General features: G+C 56.6%; 14 protein-coding genes. 10 read left to right on the top strand and 4 right to left on the bottom strand.

The annotated features are described in order from the left end of the window. The first annotated feature begins 291 nt into the window (after positions 1–291). From AC0IXH_RS19765 to pckA, 4 genes are all read left to right on the top strand, one after another. On the top strand, positions 292–2,430 hold the full coding sequence (locus AC0IXH_RS19765; protein ID WP_346600140.1) for an intracellular growth attenuator family protein: 2,139 nt from the start codon (positions 292–294) through the stop codon (positions 2,428–2,430). Positions 2,431–2,569: 139 nt separating this feature from the next. Then, the gene (gene hslR / locus AC0IXH_RS19760; protein ID WP_013204202.1) at positions 2,570–2,971 is read left to right on the top strand and encodes a ribosome-associated heat shock protein Hsp15; all 402 of its coding nucleotides are present in this window, start codon (positions 2,570–2,572) and stop codon (positions 2,969–2,971) included. Positions 2,972–2,993: 22 nt separating this feature from the next. Next, positions 2,994–3,872, top strand: coding sequence for an Hsp33 family molecular chaperone HslO (gene hslO / locus AC0IXH_RS19755; protein WP_013204203.1), 879 nt, complete (start codon positions 2,994–2,996; stop codon positions 3,870–3,872). Between the two features lie 254 nt (positions 3,873–4,126). Further along, positions 4,127–5,740: a phosphoenolpyruvate carboxykinase (ATP) gene (gene pckA, locus AC0IXH_RS19750; RefSeq protein WP_013204204.1), complete on the top strand. Its 1,614-nt coding sequence runs from the start codon at positions 4,127–4,129 to the stop codon at positions 5,738–5,740. A gap of 55 nt (positions 5,741–5,795) precedes the next feature. Here the strand turns inward: pckA and envZ are convergent, their stop codons facing one another. Both envZ and ompR read right to left on the bottom strand, forming a co-directional pair. After that, positions 5,796–7,148: a two-component system sensor histidine kinase EnvZ gene (gene envZ, locus AC0IXH_RS19745; protein WP_013204205.1), complete on the bottom strand. Its 1,353-nt coding sequence runs from the start codon at positions 7,146–7,148 to the stop codon at positions 5,796–5,798. Next, the gene (gene ompR, locus AC0IXH_RS19740) at positions 7,145–7,864 is read right to left on the bottom strand and encodes an osmolarity response regulator transcription factor OmpR (RefSeq protein WP_001157751.1); all 720 of its coding nucleotides are present in this window, start codon (positions 7,862–7,864) and stop codon (positions 7,145–7,147) included. Before ompR ends, envZ begins: the two co-directional genes overlap by 4 nt. A gap of 290 nt (positions 7,865–8,154) precedes the next feature. On the opposite strand from ompR, the gene greB reads away from it, so the two are divergent. The 5 genes from greB to AC0IXH_RS19715 all read left to right on the top strand — a co-directional run bounded on the left by greB (position 8,155) and on the right by AC0IXH_RS19715 (position 15,562). Beyond that, positions 8,155–8,634 carry a transcription elongation factor GreB gene (gene greB / locus AC0IXH_RS19735; RefSeq protein WP_013204206.1) on the top strand — a complete coding sequence of 160 codons (480 nt, stop codon included), beginning with the start codon at positions 8,155–8,157 and terminating at the stop codon, positions 8,632–8,634. Positions 8,635–8,730: 96 nt separating this feature from the next. Next, positions 8,731–11,067, top strand: a complete 2,337-nt coding sequence (locus tag AC0IXH_RS19730; RefSeq protein ID WP_013204207.1) for a Tex family protein — start codon at positions 8,731–8,733, stop codon at positions 11,065–11,067. Positions 11,068–11,220: 153 nt separating this feature from the next. Then, positions 11,221–11,445, top strand: a complete 225-nt coding sequence (gene feoA, locus AC0IXH_RS19725) for a ferrous iron transporter A (RefSeq protein ID WP_013204208.1) — start codon at positions 11,221–11,223, stop codon at positions 11,443–11,445. A gap of 13 nt (positions 11,446–11,458) precedes the next feature. Beyond that, a complete protein-coding gene (feoB, locus tag AC0IXH_RS19720; RefSeq protein WP_041692445.1) occupies positions 11,459–13,762 on the top strand; it encodes a Fe(2+) transporter permease subunit FeoB in 2,304 nt (767 codons plus the stop codon). 111 nt (positions 13,763–13,873) lie between these two features. Next, the gene (locus tag AC0IXH_RS19715) at positions 13,874–15,562 is read left to right on the top strand and encodes a sugar phosphorylase (protein ID WP_471721170.1); all 1,689 of its coding nucleotides are present in this window, start codon (positions 13,874–13,876) and stop codon (positions 15,560–15,562) included. 98 nt (positions 15,563–15,660) lie between these two features. Here AC0IXH_RS19715 and AC0IXH_RS19710 read toward each other — a convergent pair whose 3' ends face one another. Together AC0IXH_RS19710 and bioH are read right to left on the bottom strand one after the other, a co-directional pair. Further along, entirely contained in the window at positions 15,661–15,930 is a 270-nt protein-coding gene (locus tag AC0IXH_RS19710; protein ID WP_013204211.1) for a YdgH/BhsA/McbA family protein, read from the bottom strand. Between the two features lie 167 nt (positions 15,931–16,097). Next, positions 16,098–16,874 carry a pimeloyl-ACP methyl ester esterase BioH gene (gene bioH / locus AC0IXH_RS19705; protein WP_471720881.1) on the bottom strand — a complete coding sequence of 259 codons (777 nt, stop codon included), beginning with the start codon at positions 16,872–16,874 and terminating at the stop codon, positions 16,098–16,100. A 34-nt stretch (positions 16,875–16,908) separates the two neighbouring features. On the opposite strand from bioH, the gene gntX reads away from it, so the two are divergent. Continuing rightward, entirely contained in the window at positions 16,909–17,592 is a 684-nt protein-coding gene (gene gntX, locus AC0IXH_RS19700; RefSeq protein WP_041692147.1) for a DNA utilization protein GntX, read from the top strand. The last annotated feature ends 20 nt before the right edge of the window (positions 17,593–17,612 follow it).

Genomic DNA, 17,612 nt, shown 5'->3' with positions numbered 1-17,612 from the left:
TTTTACGTAGTTATAACAAATGCGCGTCGGCTAGCATGAAAAGTTTTAAAAAAAGTCAATCAGGACCAGTAAAAATAGGATTATGCCGATACTGATGCGGCAAATGAGTTGATACCATCTCAACAGGGAATCTTATACTAATAATCTAATTTTATGATTTTGCGCGCTATTTTTGTATACACAGCGGATTGCCAGAGCCGTCTAAACCCGCCACAATGTCGGTAACGATATGATCAAAGCCGGGTATCATCATAATGACGACGGGAGCATCGTGGCAGGAATGAGGGAAGCATGAGCACAATAGTCATTATATTGGCTGTAATGCTGGCCTGCTCGATGGGAGCGGGATGTTTCTTTTGGTACGCTATGCGGCATCGCCCGCCGTTGGCGAAACCACTGCCATTCATCAGTCCTCCATTTCGTAAACTGAGCGACGACGAGCGCAAAGCCGTTGAGCGCTATATCAGCCTGCTTGAAAAACATCGTGATAACACCTTACCCGGTGGTACCAGCAGGACGGCCGAACCGCTGGTCCTCACCTCGCAAAGCAGCAACGTCTACCCTGTCACCCGCTCGATTACCCGCTACGGCCTCTCCACTGATGATCCTAACAAATGGCGTTACTACCTGGATGCGGTAGAAGTCCATTTGCCGCCGTTGTGGGAACAGTATATTGCTGAAGAGAACTACGTTGAGCTGATCAAAACGCAATCCATTCCGCTGGTCATTTCGTTAAATGGCCATTCGCTGGTGAATTACGTTTATGAGCAGCCCGCGCTGGCCCCGGCTATTCGCCCGGTGTCGCAAAACGCCTCGATCAGGAAAGAAGAGAGCGAAAACATTGAGCTGGTCAGCGTGCGCAAGGAAACCGCCGAAGAGTACGCCCTCAGCCGCCCGGACGGCACGCGTGAAGCGTCCGCAATCTGCATCGCCTTCCTGCTGTTCTTTGTCAGTCTGGTCGGCCCTGAACTGTTGATGCCGTGGCTGGTGCTGGCTGGCGCCGCGATGATTGCGGTCAGCTGCTGGTTCCTCTACCGTCGTCCTGGCGAAAAAGATCTCCGCGAAATTCACTGCCTGCGCGGCGCGCCTAAGCGCTGGGGATTGTTCGGCGAATCGAACCAGGGACAGGTCAGCAATATTTCACTGGGCATCATTGACCTGATTTACCCGCCACACTGGCAGCCCTACGTCTCCACTGATTTGGGCCAGTCGACTGAAATAGATATTTACCTGAACCGCCAGGTTGTCCGCCAGGGGCGTTTCCTCTCGCTGCAGGATGAAGTGCGCAACTTCCCGATTCAGCGCTGGAAAAAGAATCTGGTGCTGGCGGCAGGATCGTTACTGGTAATGGTGCTGCTGGTTGCGTGGATCCCGCTCAGTATGCCGCTCAAGCTGAGCCTGGCGTGGTTGAAGGGCACCGAAAGCGTTCAGGTTCAGACGGTCAACGATCTGGAAAAAATGCCGCTGCATATCGGTGACAGCCTGAAGGTCAACGGTGAAGGCATGTGTTCCATCCCGGCAACCTATCAGGGCAACCGCACTTACGCCTTTATGCCGTTCGACTGCTCGGCGGTTTACTGGAATAACGCTGCTCCCCTGCCCCAGCCGCAGTCCGACATTATTGATAAAGCCACCGCGCTGCTCAGCACCACCAGCATGCAGCTCCACCCGCAAAGCAATACCGATCCGAAGCTCAACCCACAACTGGCAACGGCTATTCAGAAATCCGGCATGATCCTGCTGGATGATTTCTCAGACATCGTGCTGAGAACCCAGGAGTTATGCAGTCAGGATCAGGATTGCGTGCGGCTGAAGAATGCGCTGGTTAACCTTGGTAATGCCAAAGACTGGGATACGCTGGTGCGCCGGGCGGATTCCGGCTCGCTGAACGGCATGAATGTGCTGCTGCGCCCGGTCAGTGCTGAAGCGCTGGAAAATCTGGTAAATACCGCCACCTCTTCGTTCTTCTACCGCGAGACGCGCCGTGCGGCGGAAGCGCTGAACAGCCCACCGCCAGGCGGCTTCCTGATCCTCAGCGATGAAGGCCGGCAGCTAGTAAACCAACCGGCACCGAGCGTTTCACTGTTTGATTTCAATGCACCCGACCAGTGGCCCGAGCTGCAACGTCTGGCCGGCATGCTGCTGCACACCCAGTTTTACGCCAGCGGCATCGTCACCAATATCACCACCGATGCTAACGGCACGCGTCATATCGCGCTGCACAGCGCACCGGACAAACTGACGCTGTGGCGTTATCTGGGCACCAGCCTGCTGCTGCTGGTGGTTACGCTCAGTTTTGTGATCAACGGCCTGTTGGCGTTGAAGCGCATCCACGGTAATCGCCAGCGCCTGATTGCCATCCAAACCTATTACGATAAGTGCTTCAGCCCCTCGCTGAGCACCAGCCAGAGCATTCGCCCGTTATTCTGAGCCGGTCAGTTTTATGCTATTTTTAAGGCTGACAAGGCGAATGGCCTCCCCTTCTGACTCCCCTGATTATCCTGCGATGAAGCGCCTTGAATTCCAGCGATTCACCCATACATAGGGGTATTCCCATCAAGGAGCAGCGATGAAAGAGAAATCCGCAGAGGCGATTCGGCTGGATAAGTGGCTGTGGGCCGCTCGCTTCTACAAAACCCGTTCTGCAGCGCGCCAGATGATTGAGGGTGGCAAAGTCCACTACAACGGTCAGCGCAGCAAGCCGAGTAAAATCGTTGAGCTGAATGCTGAACTGACGCTCCGGCAGGGAAATGATGAACGTACCGTGATCGTGCTGGCCATCAGCGAACAGCGCCGCCCGGCGGTGGAAGCTCAGCTGATGTACGAAGAGACGGCTCAAAGTATTGAGAAACGGGAAAAGATAGCGCTGGCGCGAAAAATGAACGCGCTGACCATGCCGCATCCCGACCGCCGCCCGGATAAAAAAGAGCGACGGGACTTAATGAAATTTAAAAATTCTGGCGACGAGTAATCCGCCCAAACGAGAGAGAATCATGGCTCATCAAGATCAAATGCACCGTTACCTGTTCGAAAACCATGCCGTGCGTGGCGAACTGGTTACCGTTTCCGACACCTGGCGTGAAATCATCAAAGGCCACGACTATCCGTTACCGGTGCAGAAAGTACTGGGCGAACTGCTTGTTGCCACCAGCCTGCTGACCGCCACGCTGAAGTTTGACGGCGATATCACCGTCCAGCTGCAGGGCGATGGCCCGCTGAATCTGGCGGTCATCAACGGCAATAACCGCCAGGAAATGCGCGGTGTTGCCCGTATGCAGGGTGAGATTGCGGCAGAAAGCACGCTGAAAGAGATGGTCGGCAACGGCTACCTGGTGATCACCATTTCCCCGGCGGAAGGTGAGCGTTATCAGGGCGTGGTAGGGCTGGAAGGCGAGACGCTGGCGGAGTGCCTGGAAGATTACTTTATGCGCTCTGAACAGCTGCCAACGCGCCTGTTTATCCGTACCGGCGAAATCGAAGGCCAGCAGGGCGCGGGCGGGATCCTGTTGCAGGTGCTGCCGGCGCAGGATGCTAACCCGGATGACTTCACCCATCTGGCCACGCTGACCGAAACCATCAAAACCGACGAGCTGCTCGGCCTGCCGGCGAATGATGTGTTGTGGCGCCTGTATCACCAGGAAGAAGTGACGATTTTCGATCCGCAAGACGTTTGCTTCCGCTGCACCTGCTCGCACGAGCGCTGTGGCGAAGTGCTGGCGACGCTGCCAGAAGCCGAAGTGGACGAAATCCTTGCCGAAGATGGCAAAATCGACATGCACTGTGACTACTGCGGCAGCCACTATACCTACGACGCGGTGGATATTGCGGCGATTCGTAACGGTTCTTCCGCGAGTAACGATCAGCTTCATTGATGCGACTCGCGTCGCAAACTGATGCGTTAATATGCACGAAATGGTCAGGCCTTAACCGGCCTGGCCCTGCCCCTTCCTCTCTTCACGCGCTGCTTCTCATTTCTGCTGCTTTTGCCTTTCACTGCATCTTCACACGTGTAGACTGCGCGCGATCGTGTTTTCCGCATGAGGATGGATATGCGGAACATCACGGTTAATGGTCTTCCATTACCCTACACTACGTTGCAGCACAGAGCCGATAAAGGAGCAGTAACATGCGTGATCTGACCCCGCAGGACCTCGTCGCTTATGGCATCACGGACACGGTTGAAATCGTCCATAACCCCGATTATGAAACGCTTTTTCATGAAGAAACCCGTCCAGGACTGTCCGGTTGTGAACGAGGCATTCAGACACAATCTGGCGCCATTGCCGTCGATACCGGCATTTTTACCGGCCGCTCACCCAAAGATAAATATATCGTCCGCGATGACACCACCCGCGACACGCTGTGGTGGAACGATCGGGGCGAAGGTAAGAACGACAACCAGCCGCTCTCTGAGGAAAACTGGCAGGCCCTGAAATCCCTCGTCACGAAGCAACTGTCACACAAACGCCTGTTTGTGGTGGATGCCTGGTGCGGCGCCAATCCCGATAGCCGACTTTGCGTGCGCTTTATCACTGAAGTGGCCTGGCAGGCGCACTTTGTGAAAAACATGTTTATCCGCCCGGATGACGCCGCGCTGGCCACCTTTGAGCCGGACTTCGTGGTGATGAACGGCGCTAAATGCACCAATCCACACTGGCAAAAACAGGGACTGCACTCCGAGAATTTTGTTGCCTTCAACCTGACGGAACGTATTCAGCTGATTGGCGGCACCTGGTACGGCGGCGAAATGAAGAAAGGCCTGTTCGCCATCATGAACTATCTGCTGCCGTTGAAGGGCATTGCTTCGATGCACTGCTCGGCGAACGTCGGCGAAAAAGGCGATGTGGCGGTGTTCTTTGGCCTCTCCGGCACCGGTAAAACCACGCTTTCTACCGATCCGCTGCGCCAGCTGATCGGCGATGATGAACATGGCTGGGACGATGACGGCGTGTTTAACTTTGAAGGCGGCTGTTATGCCAAGACCATCAAGCTGTCTGAACAGGCTGAACCGGAAATTTATCAGGCAATTCGACGCGACGCCCTGTTGGAGAATGTGGTGATCCGTGCCGATGGCACCGTGGATTACGATGACGGCAGCAAGACCGAAAACACCCGCGTCTCCTACCCGATTGAGCACATCGATAACATCGTGAAGCCGGTCTCTAAGGCGGGCCACGCCAGTAAAGTGATCTTCCTGACTGCCGATGCGTTTGGCGTGCTGCCGCCGGTTTCACGGCTCAGCCCCGATCAGACCCAGTATCACTTCCTGTCGGGTTTCACCGCCAAACTGGCGGGCACCGAACGCGGCGTGACCGAACCTACGCCGACCTTCTCCGCCTGTTTCGGTGCGGCCTTCCTGACGCTGCATCCAACGCAGTATGCCGAAGTGCTGGTGAAGCGGATGGAAGCGGCCGGTGCGGAAGCCTATCTGGTCAATACCGGCTGGAACGGCAGCGGCAAGCGCATCTCCATTAAGGATACGCGGGCGATTATCAACGCCATTCTGGGCGGTGAGCTGTCGACAGCCGAAACCGTGACGCTGCCGGTGTTTAATCTGCAGATGCCTGTCGCGCTGCCGGGTGTGGATAGCCATATTCTCGATCCGCGAAACACCTGGAGTGATGAAGCCGAGTGGCAAGGGAAAGCCAACGATCTGGCCCAGCGGTTTATTGATAACTTCGATAAATACACCGATACGCCGGCCGGTGAGGCGTTAATCAAAGCCGGTCCGCAGCTGTAATTCAAAAAGGGCTTAGTCATCGACTAAGCCCTTTTTTTACAGACAGATTTAACCGTTACGCGACGGGCGGTGCCGGCAGGCTGTTGGCCGGTGGCAAAGGCAGATAGGCACGAATGCGCAACCCACCGCGATCGCTGTCACCAATCTCCAGCGATCCCTGATGCGCGTCGATAATACGCTGCACAATCGCCAGACCTAATCCCGTTCCGCTGGTGCTGCGGGCGCTGTCTCCGCGCACAAACGGCTGGAACAGGTGCTTCAGCTGATCGGGCCGGATGCCCGGACCATCATCTTCAACCTGGAACCAGGCGCGCTGCAACTCGCTGCCGCTGCTGACCTTTATCCAACCGTTACCATAGCGGGCGGCGTTCACCACCATATTGGCCACCGCACGTTTAATGGATAGCGGGTTGATATCGACCATCAGTTCGCTGGTCATCACCTCGTTCTCAATCTCACGCTCATAGCCGCTTTCCGCCGCGACCACTTCGCCGAGTACGCCATTCAGGTCCGCACGCTCAAACTGCATCTCCTGGCCGGTACGCAGATAATCAATAAACTGCTCGATGATGGCGTTGCACTCTTCGATGTCTTTATTGATCGACTCAGCAAGATAGCCATCTTCCTGAGACATCATCTCGGTTGCCAGACGGATACGCGTCAGCGGCGTTCGCAGGTCATGACTGACACCCGCCATTAACAGCGTGCGGTCATCGGCCAGCTGTTTAACGCCAGACGCCATCTGATTAAACGCCCGGGTAACCGAGCGCACTTCTGACGCTCCGTACTCTCTCAGCGGCGGCGGAATAATGCCTTTACCCACCTGGATTGCGGCGTGCTCCAGCTCCACAAGGGGTCGATTCTGGATGCGGATAAACAGCCAGGCACCGCCAATCGCTAACAGCATGATCGCCAGCGTGTAGCGGAACAGCGGCGAGAAGTCCCCCTGATGAATTTCCGTCAGCGGCACCCTGACCCAGATATCCGGCGACAGCCAGGTTTTCAGCCACACCACCGGGGAGTTTTTATTCACCTCGACGCGAACGTCGGTCGGCCCACCCAGTTGCTGCGCCATCTGTTGGCTGAGGAATTCGTAATGCTGCGCCCAGCGCAATCCGCTCTCTTCCGCCGCCGCATTGGTATACAGCGAAATGCCTAACTCGCGGTATATCTCACGGCGGAATGCAGGTGGCACCTCAAGCTGCGTGCCATCCTCCAGCTGTAACCGATCGGTCATCAGCATTCGCACTTCATACGCCAGCACTTTGTTGAACTGCTGCAGGCTTGGCAGGATGGCAAAGTTCAGCACCACCAGATAGGTCGTGACCAGACTGACAAACAGCAGGGTCACGATCAACAGCAGCGTACGGGCAAAGGAACTGCGGGGAGAGAAGCGGATCCGCCTCATGCCTTACTGCCGTCCGGCACGAAGACGTAGCCCAGGCCCCAAACGGTCTGGATATAGCGTGGGTGCGCCGGATCTTCTTCCACCATGCGACGCAGGCGGGAGATCTGCACGTCAATCGAACGTTCCATCGCACTGTATTCACGGCCACGCGCCAGGTTCATCAGCTTATCGCGGGACAGCGGTTCACGCGGGTGGCTGACCAGTGCCTTCAACACGGCGAACTCGCCGCTGGTGAGTGGCATAGGCTCGTCTTCACGGAACATTTCACGCGTGCCGAGGTTCAGCTTGAACTTGCCGAAAGCGATTACCGCTTCTTCCTGCGACGGTGCGCCCGGCAGTTCATTCGCCTGACGACGCAGAACGGCACGGATACGGGCCAACAGCTCACGCGGGTTAAACGGTTTTGGAATGTAGTCATCAGCGCCGATTTCCAGGCCAACGATACGATCCACTTCTTCGCCTTTCGCCGTCACCATGATGATCGGCATTGGGTTGCTCTGGCTGCGCAGACGGCGGCAGATAGACAGGCCATCTTCGCCAGGCAGCATCAGGTCCAGCACCATCAGGTGGAAGGATTCACGCGTCAGCAGACGATCCATCTGCTCAGCGTTCGCCACGCTACGCACCTGGAAACCCTGTTCGGTCAGATAGCGTTCCAGCAACGCACGTAAACGCATGTCGTCATCCACGACCAGAATTTTGTAGTTCTCTTGCATGTCGATACTCCCAAAGGCGCAATTGCCCGAGCTATTATTTTCAAAAAAGATGCCTGAATGTAACAGTCAATAATGGTTTATATTCTAGCCGAAATTGTTACAAAGCATATTAAACAGCAGCTTATCTTTAATTTTGGCTGAAAAACCTGCGCTAATGCACAGCTTTTCAATGCCGAATAGTCAGAACAAACAAACAGTAAGCGCGGGCAGAAAAATGCAGAAGGGATTTGCATCAGTGCGCGCCGCACAACAAAATAGTCGCAGCATTCCCGTGAAAGAAATGGATTACGATGAAAACCCAACTGATTACCCGCGAAGGTTACGACAAGCTGAAGCAGGAACTCGACTTTCTCTGGCGGGAAGATCGGCCTGAAGTGACCAAAAAGGTGACCTGGGCGGCCAGCCTCGGTGACCGCAGTGAAAATGCCGATTACCAGTACAACAAGAAACGGCTGCGCGAGATTGACCGCCGCGTGCGCTATCTCACCAAATGCCTCGAGCAGCTGCGCATCGTGGAATACTCGCCGCAGCAGGATGGCAAAGTGTTCTTTGGCGCCTGGGTCGAGATTGAAAACGACGCGGGCGACGTGAAGCGTTTTCGCATCGCCGGCTACGACGAGATTTTTGGCCGCAATGACTACATCTCAATCGATTCACCGATGGCCCGCGCGCTGCTGAAGAAAGAGGTCGGCGATTTAGCGGTGGTGCCTACGCCGGTTGGCGATGCGCACTGGTATGTAGTGGCGATCGACTACGTTAAACAATCCTAATCACACGGATGTGGGCGCTGAGTGTCGCCCGGCGACTGGCAATTTCCGCCTGCAATCCGTATAACTGTCCGCTGTCTATAAGCCATAAAGTAACCGATGATGAAAGATTCGCTGAGCCGCATTATTGCAAGTGAGCTGCAGGCGCGAGCAGAACAGGTTGATGCCGCTGTCCGTCTGTTGGATGAAGGGAATACCGTGCCGTTTATCGCACGTTATCGTAAGGAAGTGACCGGCGGGCTGGATGATACCCAGCTGCGTATGCTGGAAACCCGCCTGAGCTACCTCAGGGAGCTGGAAGAGCGACGCCAGTCGATTCTGAAATCCATCGGCGACCAGGGCAAGTTAACCGATGAGCTGAGCACCGCCATCAGCAACACCCTGAGCAAAACCGAACTCGAAGACCTTTACCTGCCTTATAAGCAAAAGCGCCGCACGCGCGGAATGATTGCGCTTGAAGCCGGTCTGGAACCGCTGGCCGACACGCTGTGGCAAGATCCTTCACACGACCCTGAGCAACTGGCCGCGACCTTTGTCGATGCCGATAAAGGCGTTGCGGACACCAAAGCCGCCCTTGATGGCGCGCGCTATATCCTGATGGAACGCTTCGCTGAAGACGCCTCGTTGCTGGCCAAAGTGCGTGACTACCTGTGGAAACATGCCCACCTGGTGTCGCGCGTCGTCGACGGCAAACAGGAGGAAGGCGCGAAGTTCCGCGACTACTTCGATCACCACGAAGCGCTGGCCACCGCGCCATCCCACCGTGCGCTGGCGATGTTTCGCGGCCGCAATGAAGGCATCCTGCAGCTGTCACTGAATCCCGATCCGCAGTTCGATGAGCCGCCGCGTGAAAGCCACGGCGAGCAGATCATTATCGATCACCTGCAGCTGCGCCTGAACAACGCACCGGCTGATGGCTGGCGTAAAGCGGTGGTCAGCTGGACCTGGCGCATCAAGGTGCTGCTGCACCTCGAAACCGAGCTGATGGGCACCGTGCGCGAACGCGCCGAAGATGAAGCGATCAACGTCTTTGCCCGTAACCTGCACGATTTGCTGATGGCGGCACCGGCAGGCATGCGCGCCACCATGGGCCTCGATCCGGGTCTGCGTACCGGCGTGAAGGTGGCGATCGTTGATGCCACCGGCAAGCTGGTCGCGACCGATACCATTTATCCGCATACCGGCCAGACGGCAAAAGCCGCGGCGGCCGTGGCGGCGCTGTGCACAAAACACAACGTTGAGCTGGTTGCCATCGGCAACGGCACCGCGTCCCGTGAAACCGAGCGCTTCTACCTGGATATTCAACAGCAGTATCCGCAGGTCAAGGCGCAGAAAGTGATCGTCAGTGAAGCCGGCGCATCGGTCTATTCCGCCTCTGAACTGGCCGCGCTGGAATTCCCTGACCTCGACGTGTCCATCCGTGGTGCGGTGTCGATTGCCCGCCGCTTGCAGGATCCGCTGTCTGAGCTGGTGAAAATCGACCCGAAATCCATCGGGGTTGGCCAGTATCAGCACGACGTCAGCCAGAGCCAGTTGGCGAAGAAGCTGGATGCGGTGGTCGAAGACTGCGTGAACGGCGTTGGCGTTGATTTGAACACCGCTTCCGTGCCACTGCTGACCCGCGTGGCGGGCCTGAGCAAGATGATGGCGCAGAACATTGTCAGCTGGCGCGACGAGAACGGCCGTTTCCAGGATCGTCAGCAGCTGCTGAAAGTCAGCCGTCTGGGACCGAAAGCCTTTGAGCAGTGCGCGGGCTTCCTGCGCATTAACCAGGGCGATAACCCGCTGGATGCCTCAACGGTTCACCCGGAAGCCTACCCGGTGGTGCAGCGCATTCTGGCCGCCACTCAGCAGGCGTTGAATGACGTGATGGGCAACCCTACCGAGCTGCGCAACCTGCGTGCCGTCGACTTTACCGATGAGAAGTTCGGTGTGCCGACCGTCACCGATATCATCAAAGAACTGGAAAAACCGGGCCGCGATCCGCGTCCTGAGTTTAAAACGGCCCAGTTCGCAGAAGGTATCGAGACCATGAACGATCTGCTGCCCGGCATGGTGCTGGAAGGCGCGGTCACGAACGTCACCGGCTTTGGCGCCTTCGTCGATATCGGCGTGCATCAGGATGGTCTGGTGCATATCTCTTCGCTGTCAGATAAGTTCATCGATGACCCACACAAGGTGGTCAAGGCGGGTGATATCGTTAAGGTGAAGGTGATGGAAGTCGATTTGCAGCGTAAGCGCGTTGCGCTGACTATGCGTCTTGATGAGCAGCCAGGCGAAGGCAACGCTCGCCGTGGCGGCGGCGGCAATGCCGGCCGTGACAACGCGAAACCCGCTCAGGGCAAACCGCGTCCACGGCAGGCGGCTCAGCCCGCAGTCAGCAACAACAGCGCGATGGGTGATGCGCTGGCCGCGGCGTTCGGCAAGAAACGCTAAGCAACACGCGCGGATCTGCCGGTCCGCGCGTCATTTCACCTGTGTTTAGTTTCGCTCCCCTCAAGCTTGTTCTGCATCAATAAGAGCGTGAATCGTTCTCATTATAATTGCCACCGTTGAATATCACGGCGCCTCCCGCCGCCAGGTGGAACTATGCAGATCGTCCCGCAGCAGTACTATAAAATCGTCAGCTTCTCTCCCTCCGTCAGCGCCGCGTTCCGACAGAAACTGCTGGCGCTTGGGCTGTTGCCCGGCGCCCATTTTCAGGTCAAGCGCATTGCCCCGCTGGGCGATCCGGTGCAGATCGAAGTTCGCCGCGTCAGCCTGATGCTGCGGAAAAAAGACCTGGCTTTCCTGCAACTGGAGCCTCAGCGCTGAGGGGACGATGAAGATGAAAACCTGCACCATTGGCCTGATTGGCAACCCGAACTCGGGTAAAACCACCCTGTTTAATCAGTTAACCGGCGCGCGGCAGCGAGTAGGCAACTGGGCTGGGGTGACGGTCGAGCGCAAACAGGGGCAGTTCGCGACGCAACGCTATGCTGTGCAACTGGTCGATCTGCCCGGTACCTATTCCCTCACCACCCTTTCTGCCGACAGCTCACTTGACGAGCAGATTGCCTGTCACTACATGTTAAGCGGCGAAGCCGATCTGGTGATCAACGTGGTCGACGCCAGCAATCTGGCCCGTAACCTATGGCTGACTCAGCAGCTGCAGGCATTGGGCGTGCCCTGCATCATCGCTCTGAATATGCTGGATATCGCCGCCAGCCAGCAGATTGATATTGATATTCCTTCCCTTGAAAAGCAGCTCGGCTGCCCGGTTATTCCGCTTGTTTCCACTCGCGCGCAGGGCATTGAACAGCTTAAGCAGGCAATTGATGACCATTCACGGCGTGCCGGGCAGTTTGCGGTCAGCTATCCCGCCGGGATCCTCGCGCAGGTGGCCACGCTGAGTGACGCCATGCACGGCGAGCGATCGCCGGTACAACGCCGATGGCTGGCGTTACAGCTGCTTGAAGGCGATATCTACAGCCGCTCCCAGGCCAGCGACGCCGCAGCCTTGCTGCAAACGTTCCCTGACCTGGCGGAAGCGCCGCTGAAAATTGCGGCAGCCCGCTATCAGGCCATTGATGCGGTGTGTGACGCGGTGACCGTGCCGCATCGGGCAACCGCGCACCGGCTTTCAACCCGGCTCGACAGCCTGGTTCTCAACCGCTGGCTCGGCCTGCCGATTTTCTTTGGCGTCATGTACCTGATGTTCTTCTTTGCCATCAACCTTGGCGGCGCGCTGCAACCGCTGTTTGAGATCGGATCGGCAGCGATATTTATTCACGGCACGCAGTGGCTTGGGGCCATGGCGCACTTCCCGCTGCCGCTCACGTTGTTCCTGGCACAGGGCATTGGCGGCGGTATCAATACCGTGATGCCGCTGGTGCCGCAAATCGGCCTGATGTATCTGTTCCTCTCGCTGATGGAAGACTCCGGCTATATGGCGCGCGCGGCGTTTGTGATGGATCGTCTGATGCAGGCGCTGGGTCTGCCCGGCAAATCCTTCGTGCCATTGATTGTCGGTTTTGGCTGCAATGTGCCGTCGGTGATGGGCGCCCGCACGCTGGATGCGCCGCGCGAGCGCCTGATGACCGTGCTGATGGCACCGTTTATGTCCTGCGGTGCCAGGCTGGCGATCTTCGCCGTATTTGCTGCCGCCTTCTTCGGCAAAAGCGGCTCGCTGGTGGTGTTCAGTCTTTATCTGTTGGGCATTGTCGCTGCCATTGTGACCGGGCTGCTGTTGAAAAAAACCTTACTGCGTGGGGAAGCGTCGCCGTTTGTGATGGAGCTGCCGACCTGGCACGTGCCCCATCTGAAAAGTCTGCTGCTGCAAACCTGGCAGCGGCTGCAAAGTTTTGTGCTGCGGGCCGGCAAAGTCATCGTGGTGGTTAGCGTGCTGATTGGTGCGCTGAACAGTTTCTCGTTCAGTGGTCAGCCGGTGGACAGCATCAACGATTCGGCGCTGGCTACCGTCAGCCGCACCCTGACGCCACTGCTGTCGCCGATGGGTGTGCAGCCGGATAACTGGCAGGCCACGGTCGGCCTGGTAACCGGCGCGATGGCGAAAGAAGTGGTGGTCGGGACGCTGAACACGCTGTACACCGCTGAAGCCCTGCACGAGCAGCCGTTTGACGCTGCCAGCTTCAGCCTGACCAGTGAGCTGAAAGACGCGCTGACAGAAACCTGGGACGGGGTTAAAGAGACCTTCAGCCTGAGCGTGCTGCTGAATCCGGTTGAAGCCAGTAAGGGCGACGGCGAAATGGCGACCGGCGCGATGGGGGTGATGCACAGCAAATTCGGCAGTGCCGCCGCCGCTTACAGCTATCTGATCTTCGTGCTGCTTTACGTGCCCTGTGTGTCCGTGATGGGTGCCATTGCGCGGGAAAGCAGTCGCCGCTGGATGTTTTTCTCGATTGGCTGGGGGCTGAATCTGGCTTACTCGCTGGCAACCGCGTTTTATCAGTTGGCCACCTTTAGCGATCATCCTCAATCCAGCAGCCTGATTTTACTGGCCGTTGCCGCTTTCAATCTGCTGCTGTGGCTGCGGCTGAAAACCCTGACCTTACCGCCGGAACGTCTGTCATTGAGCGTCGTCAGCCACTCACCGTGTGCGGGCTGTACCAAAAGTGGGCGCTGCCACTGATTTCCCTGACGAGACGCTGAGCGTCTGGCCGTTGAAGTTGCGATTCTGCTTCAACGGTCTACAGTGAAAACTATCGTGCTGTGGATAAATGCGGCGGCTCACTGCATCTCAATGGATAACATTACTCCCTTACTCGACAAAATTTACGACGGCACCTTTCCCCTCGTCTGCAGGGAAAAGCTGGCGGATGCTATTCTGCGCACCCGCAACGAACTGAATCATCAGCGTAAAGCGCATTGGGATGAAAAAGACGTGGTGCTGATCACCTACGCCGATCAGTTCCGCGAGGCCGATACGCCCACGTTGCGTACCCTCTCACGCTTCTATCAGCAACATTTGCAGTCCAGCTTTACGTTGGTTCACCTGCTGCCCTTTTTCCCTTATTCATCGGATGATGGCTTTTCGGTGATTGATTACCATCAGGTCAACGGGATTTGCGGGGACTGGTCAGATATCGCCGAACTGCACGGCCAGACGCGATTGATGTTTGATTTTGTCTGCAACCATATGTCCGCCCACAGCGGATGGTTCAGGCATTTTCTGGCGCAGGAGCCGGGCTGGGATGATTTCTTTATCAGCATGCCACCGTCCACCGATTTGAGTGCGGTCACGCGTCCAAGAACCTCGCCGTTACTGACGCCGTTTCAGATGGCAGACGGTGACACCCGCTTTATCTGGACCACTTTCAGCGCCGACCAGATCGATCTCAATTTTGCCAATCCTGAAGTGCTGCTGAGCATGGTCAACGTGCTGCTGGATTATCTGGCAAAAGGGGCCGATTATGTCCGGCTGGATGCCGTTGGCTATATGTGGAAAACGCCCGGAACCTCCTGCATCCATCTGGAAAAGACCCACCTGCTGGTCAAACTGTTTCGCGCCATCGCCAATGCCGTGGCGCCAGGCACGGTGATCATCACCGAAACCAACGTGCCGCACAAAGACAACATCAGCTATTTAGGCAACGGCCAGGATGAAGCGCAGATGGTGTATCAGTTTTCACTGCCGCCGCTGGTGCTACACGCCATTCACAACGGATCGGCACGCGCACTGAAGCAGTGGGCAGCCTCACTTGATGGCTCCGGCGGCACGACGACCTGGTTTAATTTCCTCGCGTCCCACGATGGCATCGGCCTGAATCCGCTAAGGGGCATTTTGCCGGAAACCGAAATCGTCTCGCTGGTCAGGGATTTGGCGATGGAAGGGGCGTTGGTTTCGTATAAAAACAATCCGGATGGCAGCACCAGCCCTTACGAAATCAACGTCACGTATATGGATGCCCTGAACAAAAAAGACGATGACGACAGCACCCGACTGCAACGATTTATGTTGGCCCACGCCCTGTTGCTGGCGTTTCCTGGCGTGCCTGCGCTCTATATCCAGAGCATACTGGGCTCGCGCAACGATATGGACGGGGTGAAAGCCGCCGGACATAACCGGGCGATTAACCGGCAGAAGTACAGCCTCAGCCAGATTGAAGCGGAATTAAGCGATACCCATTCGCTGCGCTATCGGGTTTATCACGCACTCGCCAGCCTGGTGCAACTCAGAACCCGGCAAACCGCCTTTCATCCGGATAATCCCATGCAGGTACTGGAAGGTGATAACGCGCTATTCGTTATGTATCGCTGGTCCGAGAAAGATCATCAGACGTTGCTGTGCATATATAACCTCAGCAACCGGGAGATCGCATATACGCTGCCGGATGCCCGACGCTATCGCGATATTATTACCGACCGGATTTTCGACGGTGAGAAACCACTGACGTTAACGCCGCTCTCTTATATGTGGCTGAAGAGCTGATGGGAATGCGGAAATAACAACAGGCAGGGAAACCCTGCCTGTAGAGAGAAATTCAGACCCCTGTTAAACCCTGCTACAGCGGCCTTTAATACCGGTAATTACTTATACACGTCGGCAGCAGCACTGAATTTACCGTGCTCACGTCCGGCGATCACCAGATAGTATTTCCCACCTTTTTCATCCGCTTTTTGAGACAGATCTTTTTTAGCATCCATCGGAGAAGTCGCTTCCGCGGTAGTGGTCACAGTACCAATTTTTTCGAGATTCATTGTTTTAACTTCTTCTTTGGTCACTTCTTTAGCCGCCATGGCCGTAAAAGAAACCGAGCCCACCAGCAGGCTAATCGCAACAGTTTTAAAGATTTTCATCAAAGACACTCCTGTATAGTTGTTAGGAATAAGCAATCGCTTGATGAGAATTCAGGGAGGGAAAAATGAGCCAACTCCCTGACAGCTCAGAGGTAATCAGTAAGCGATCCTGCTTACAGAGGTAATTATTACCCGTAATAAATAATTCGCCAGTTTTTGGCCAAAGTTTATGCGCTATTTTTCGAGCCGAAATCAATCAGTTGCTGGCAGAAAACCTCAGGATGGGAAATAAACGGCGCGTGCGCGGCTTTTTCCACAATCGTGGACTGGCTGGCAGGCCACGCGGCATCGAGCAACGGCACAATTTTACGCGGCACCAATCCATCCAGCGCGCCATAGATACGTAACAGCGGTACCGTCAGCGCTTTCATCTCTTCACGCAGGTCGACCGTGCGTAATATCTCCAGTCCGGCATCCAGCACGGCACTGTCGGGAGCCGGCAGATCCAGCACCACGCTTTTCAGCAAGCGGGCATCCTGCCTGGCGCTTTCGGTGCCCAGCGTTTGCAAGGCAAGGAAACGCTCGACGGTGCGCTGAAAGTTTTCACTGAGCTGCTGCTGGAAACCCGCCAGCGTCTCAGGTTTGATGCCCGGCCAGCCATCTGCGGCAGAAAACGCCGGCGAGGAGGCGACGGTGATCAATCCGCTGACGCGTTCAGGATGCAATAAGGCCAGCTTGCTGGCGACCAGCCCGCCTAACGACCAGCCCAGCCACAGCGCTTTTTCCGGCGCCTGCGGCAACAGGGTGGCGACCATCTGCTCCACGCTCATTGGCGCAAAATCCCTGCTGCGACCGTAGCCCGGCAGGTCGACCAGGTGCAGACAAAAATGCGGACTCAGTCGCTCAACCACGTTTTGCCAGACATCGGCATTCAGCCCCCATCCGTGCAGCATCACAAGATTGCGATCGCCGGTGCCGATTGTCTGCCAGTAAAGCTGTGTCATCCGTTATTGTCCTGTTTTTGCCATGGAGGCCGCTATGCTACCAATGCCCACCACATGTTGGCTATGCCAGATGCCGCTGACGTTTGCCCATCACGGCATTTGCAGCGTTTGTCTGCGCCACCTTCCGCCGTTGCCCACCTGCTGTCCGCGCTGTGGCCTGCCGTCTGCCAGCGCCAGAAAGGAATGCGGCGCCTGCCTGCTGAAACCCCCTTACTGGCACCAGATGATTATGGTCAGCGACTGGCGACCACCGCTCAGTGACTGGGTGAAGCGGTTAAAATTTTACCAGGCCACCGCACTCTCAGCCATGCTGGCGAGGCTGCTTTTGCTAAGCTGGTTAGATGCGCGCCGGAAGCACAAGCTGCGCAGACCTGACCTGCTGCTCTGTGTACCCTTACACCCATCACGCGCCTGGCGACGGGGCTATAATCAGATGGATGACGTGACCCGCCATCTCGCCCGTTGGCTTAAATGCCGTTATGCCCTGGCGGGAATTTCCCGGCACAGGAAAACGCGGATCCAGCACCAGCTGCTGGCCACCGCCCGAAGACGAAATCTGCGTGGGGCGTTCAGGGTTGAAATTGCGGTGAAAGGCCTGCATATCGCATTAACAGATGATGTGGTCACCACCGGCAGCACCGTGGGAGAGATTAGCCGCATTTTGTTGGCCGCAGGCGCGGCCAGCGTGCAGGTATGGAGCCTGTGCCGAACCTTGTAGAGCGTCGGCGATGGGCGTAA

Source organism: Erwinia sp. AC075 (assembly GCF_979253995.1).
The sequence above is the reverse complement of the archived record's forward strand: the minus strand, read 5'-3'. Positions and strand labels throughout refer to the sequence as shown.

Coding starts and splice junctions, on each gene's coding strand:
- AC0IXH_RS19765 (WP_346600140.1), top strand. CDS start 292: ATGAGCACAATAGTCATTATATTGGCTGTAATGCTGGCCTGCTCGATG.
- hslR (WP_013204202.1), top strand. CDS start 2,570: ATGAAAGAGAAATCCGCAGAGGCGATTCGGCTGGATAAGTGGCTGTGG.
- hslO (WP_013204203.1), top strand. CDS start 2,994: ATGGCTCATCAAGATCAAATGCACCGTTACCTGTTCGAAAACCATGCC.
- pckA (WP_013204204.1), top strand. CDS start 4,127: ATGCGTGATCTGACCCCGCAGGACCTCGTCGCTTATGGCATCACGGAC.
- envZ (WP_013204205.1), bottom strand. CDS start 7,148: ATGAGGCGGATCCGCTTCTCTCCCCGCAGTTCCTTTGCCCGTACGCTG.
- ompR (WP_001157751.1), bottom strand. CDS start 7,864: ATGCAAGAGAACTACAAAATTCTGGTCGTGGATGACGACATGCGTTTA.
- greB (WP_013204206.1), top strand. CDS start 8,155: ATGAAAACCCAACTGATTACCCGCGAAGGTTACGACAAGCTGAAGCAG.
- AC0IXH_RS19730 (WP_013204207.1), top strand. CDS start 8,731: ATGATGAAAGATTCGCTGAGCCGCATTATTGCAAGTGAGCTGCAGGCG.
- feoA (WP_013204208.1), top strand. CDS start 11,221: ATGCAGATCGTCCCGCAGCAGTACTATAAAATCGTCAGCTTCTCTCCC.
- feoB (WP_041692445.1), top strand. CDS start 11,459: ATGAAAACCTGCACCATTGGCCTGATTGGCAACCCGAACTCGGGTAAA.
- AC0IXH_RS19715 (WP_471721170.1), top strand. CDS start 13,874: ATGGATAACATTACTCCCTTACTCGACAAAATTTACGACGGCACCTTT.
- AC0IXH_RS19710 (WP_013204211.1), bottom strand. CDS start 15,930: ATGAAAATCTTTAAAACTGTTGCGATTAGCCTGCTGGTGGGCTCGGTT.
- bioH (WP_471720881.1), bottom strand. CDS start 16,874: ATGACACAGCTTTACTGGCAGACAATCGGCACCGGCGATCGCAATCTT.
- gntX (WP_041692147.1), top strand. CDS start 16,909: ATGCTACCAATGCCCACCACATGTTGGCTATGCCAGATGCCGCTGACG.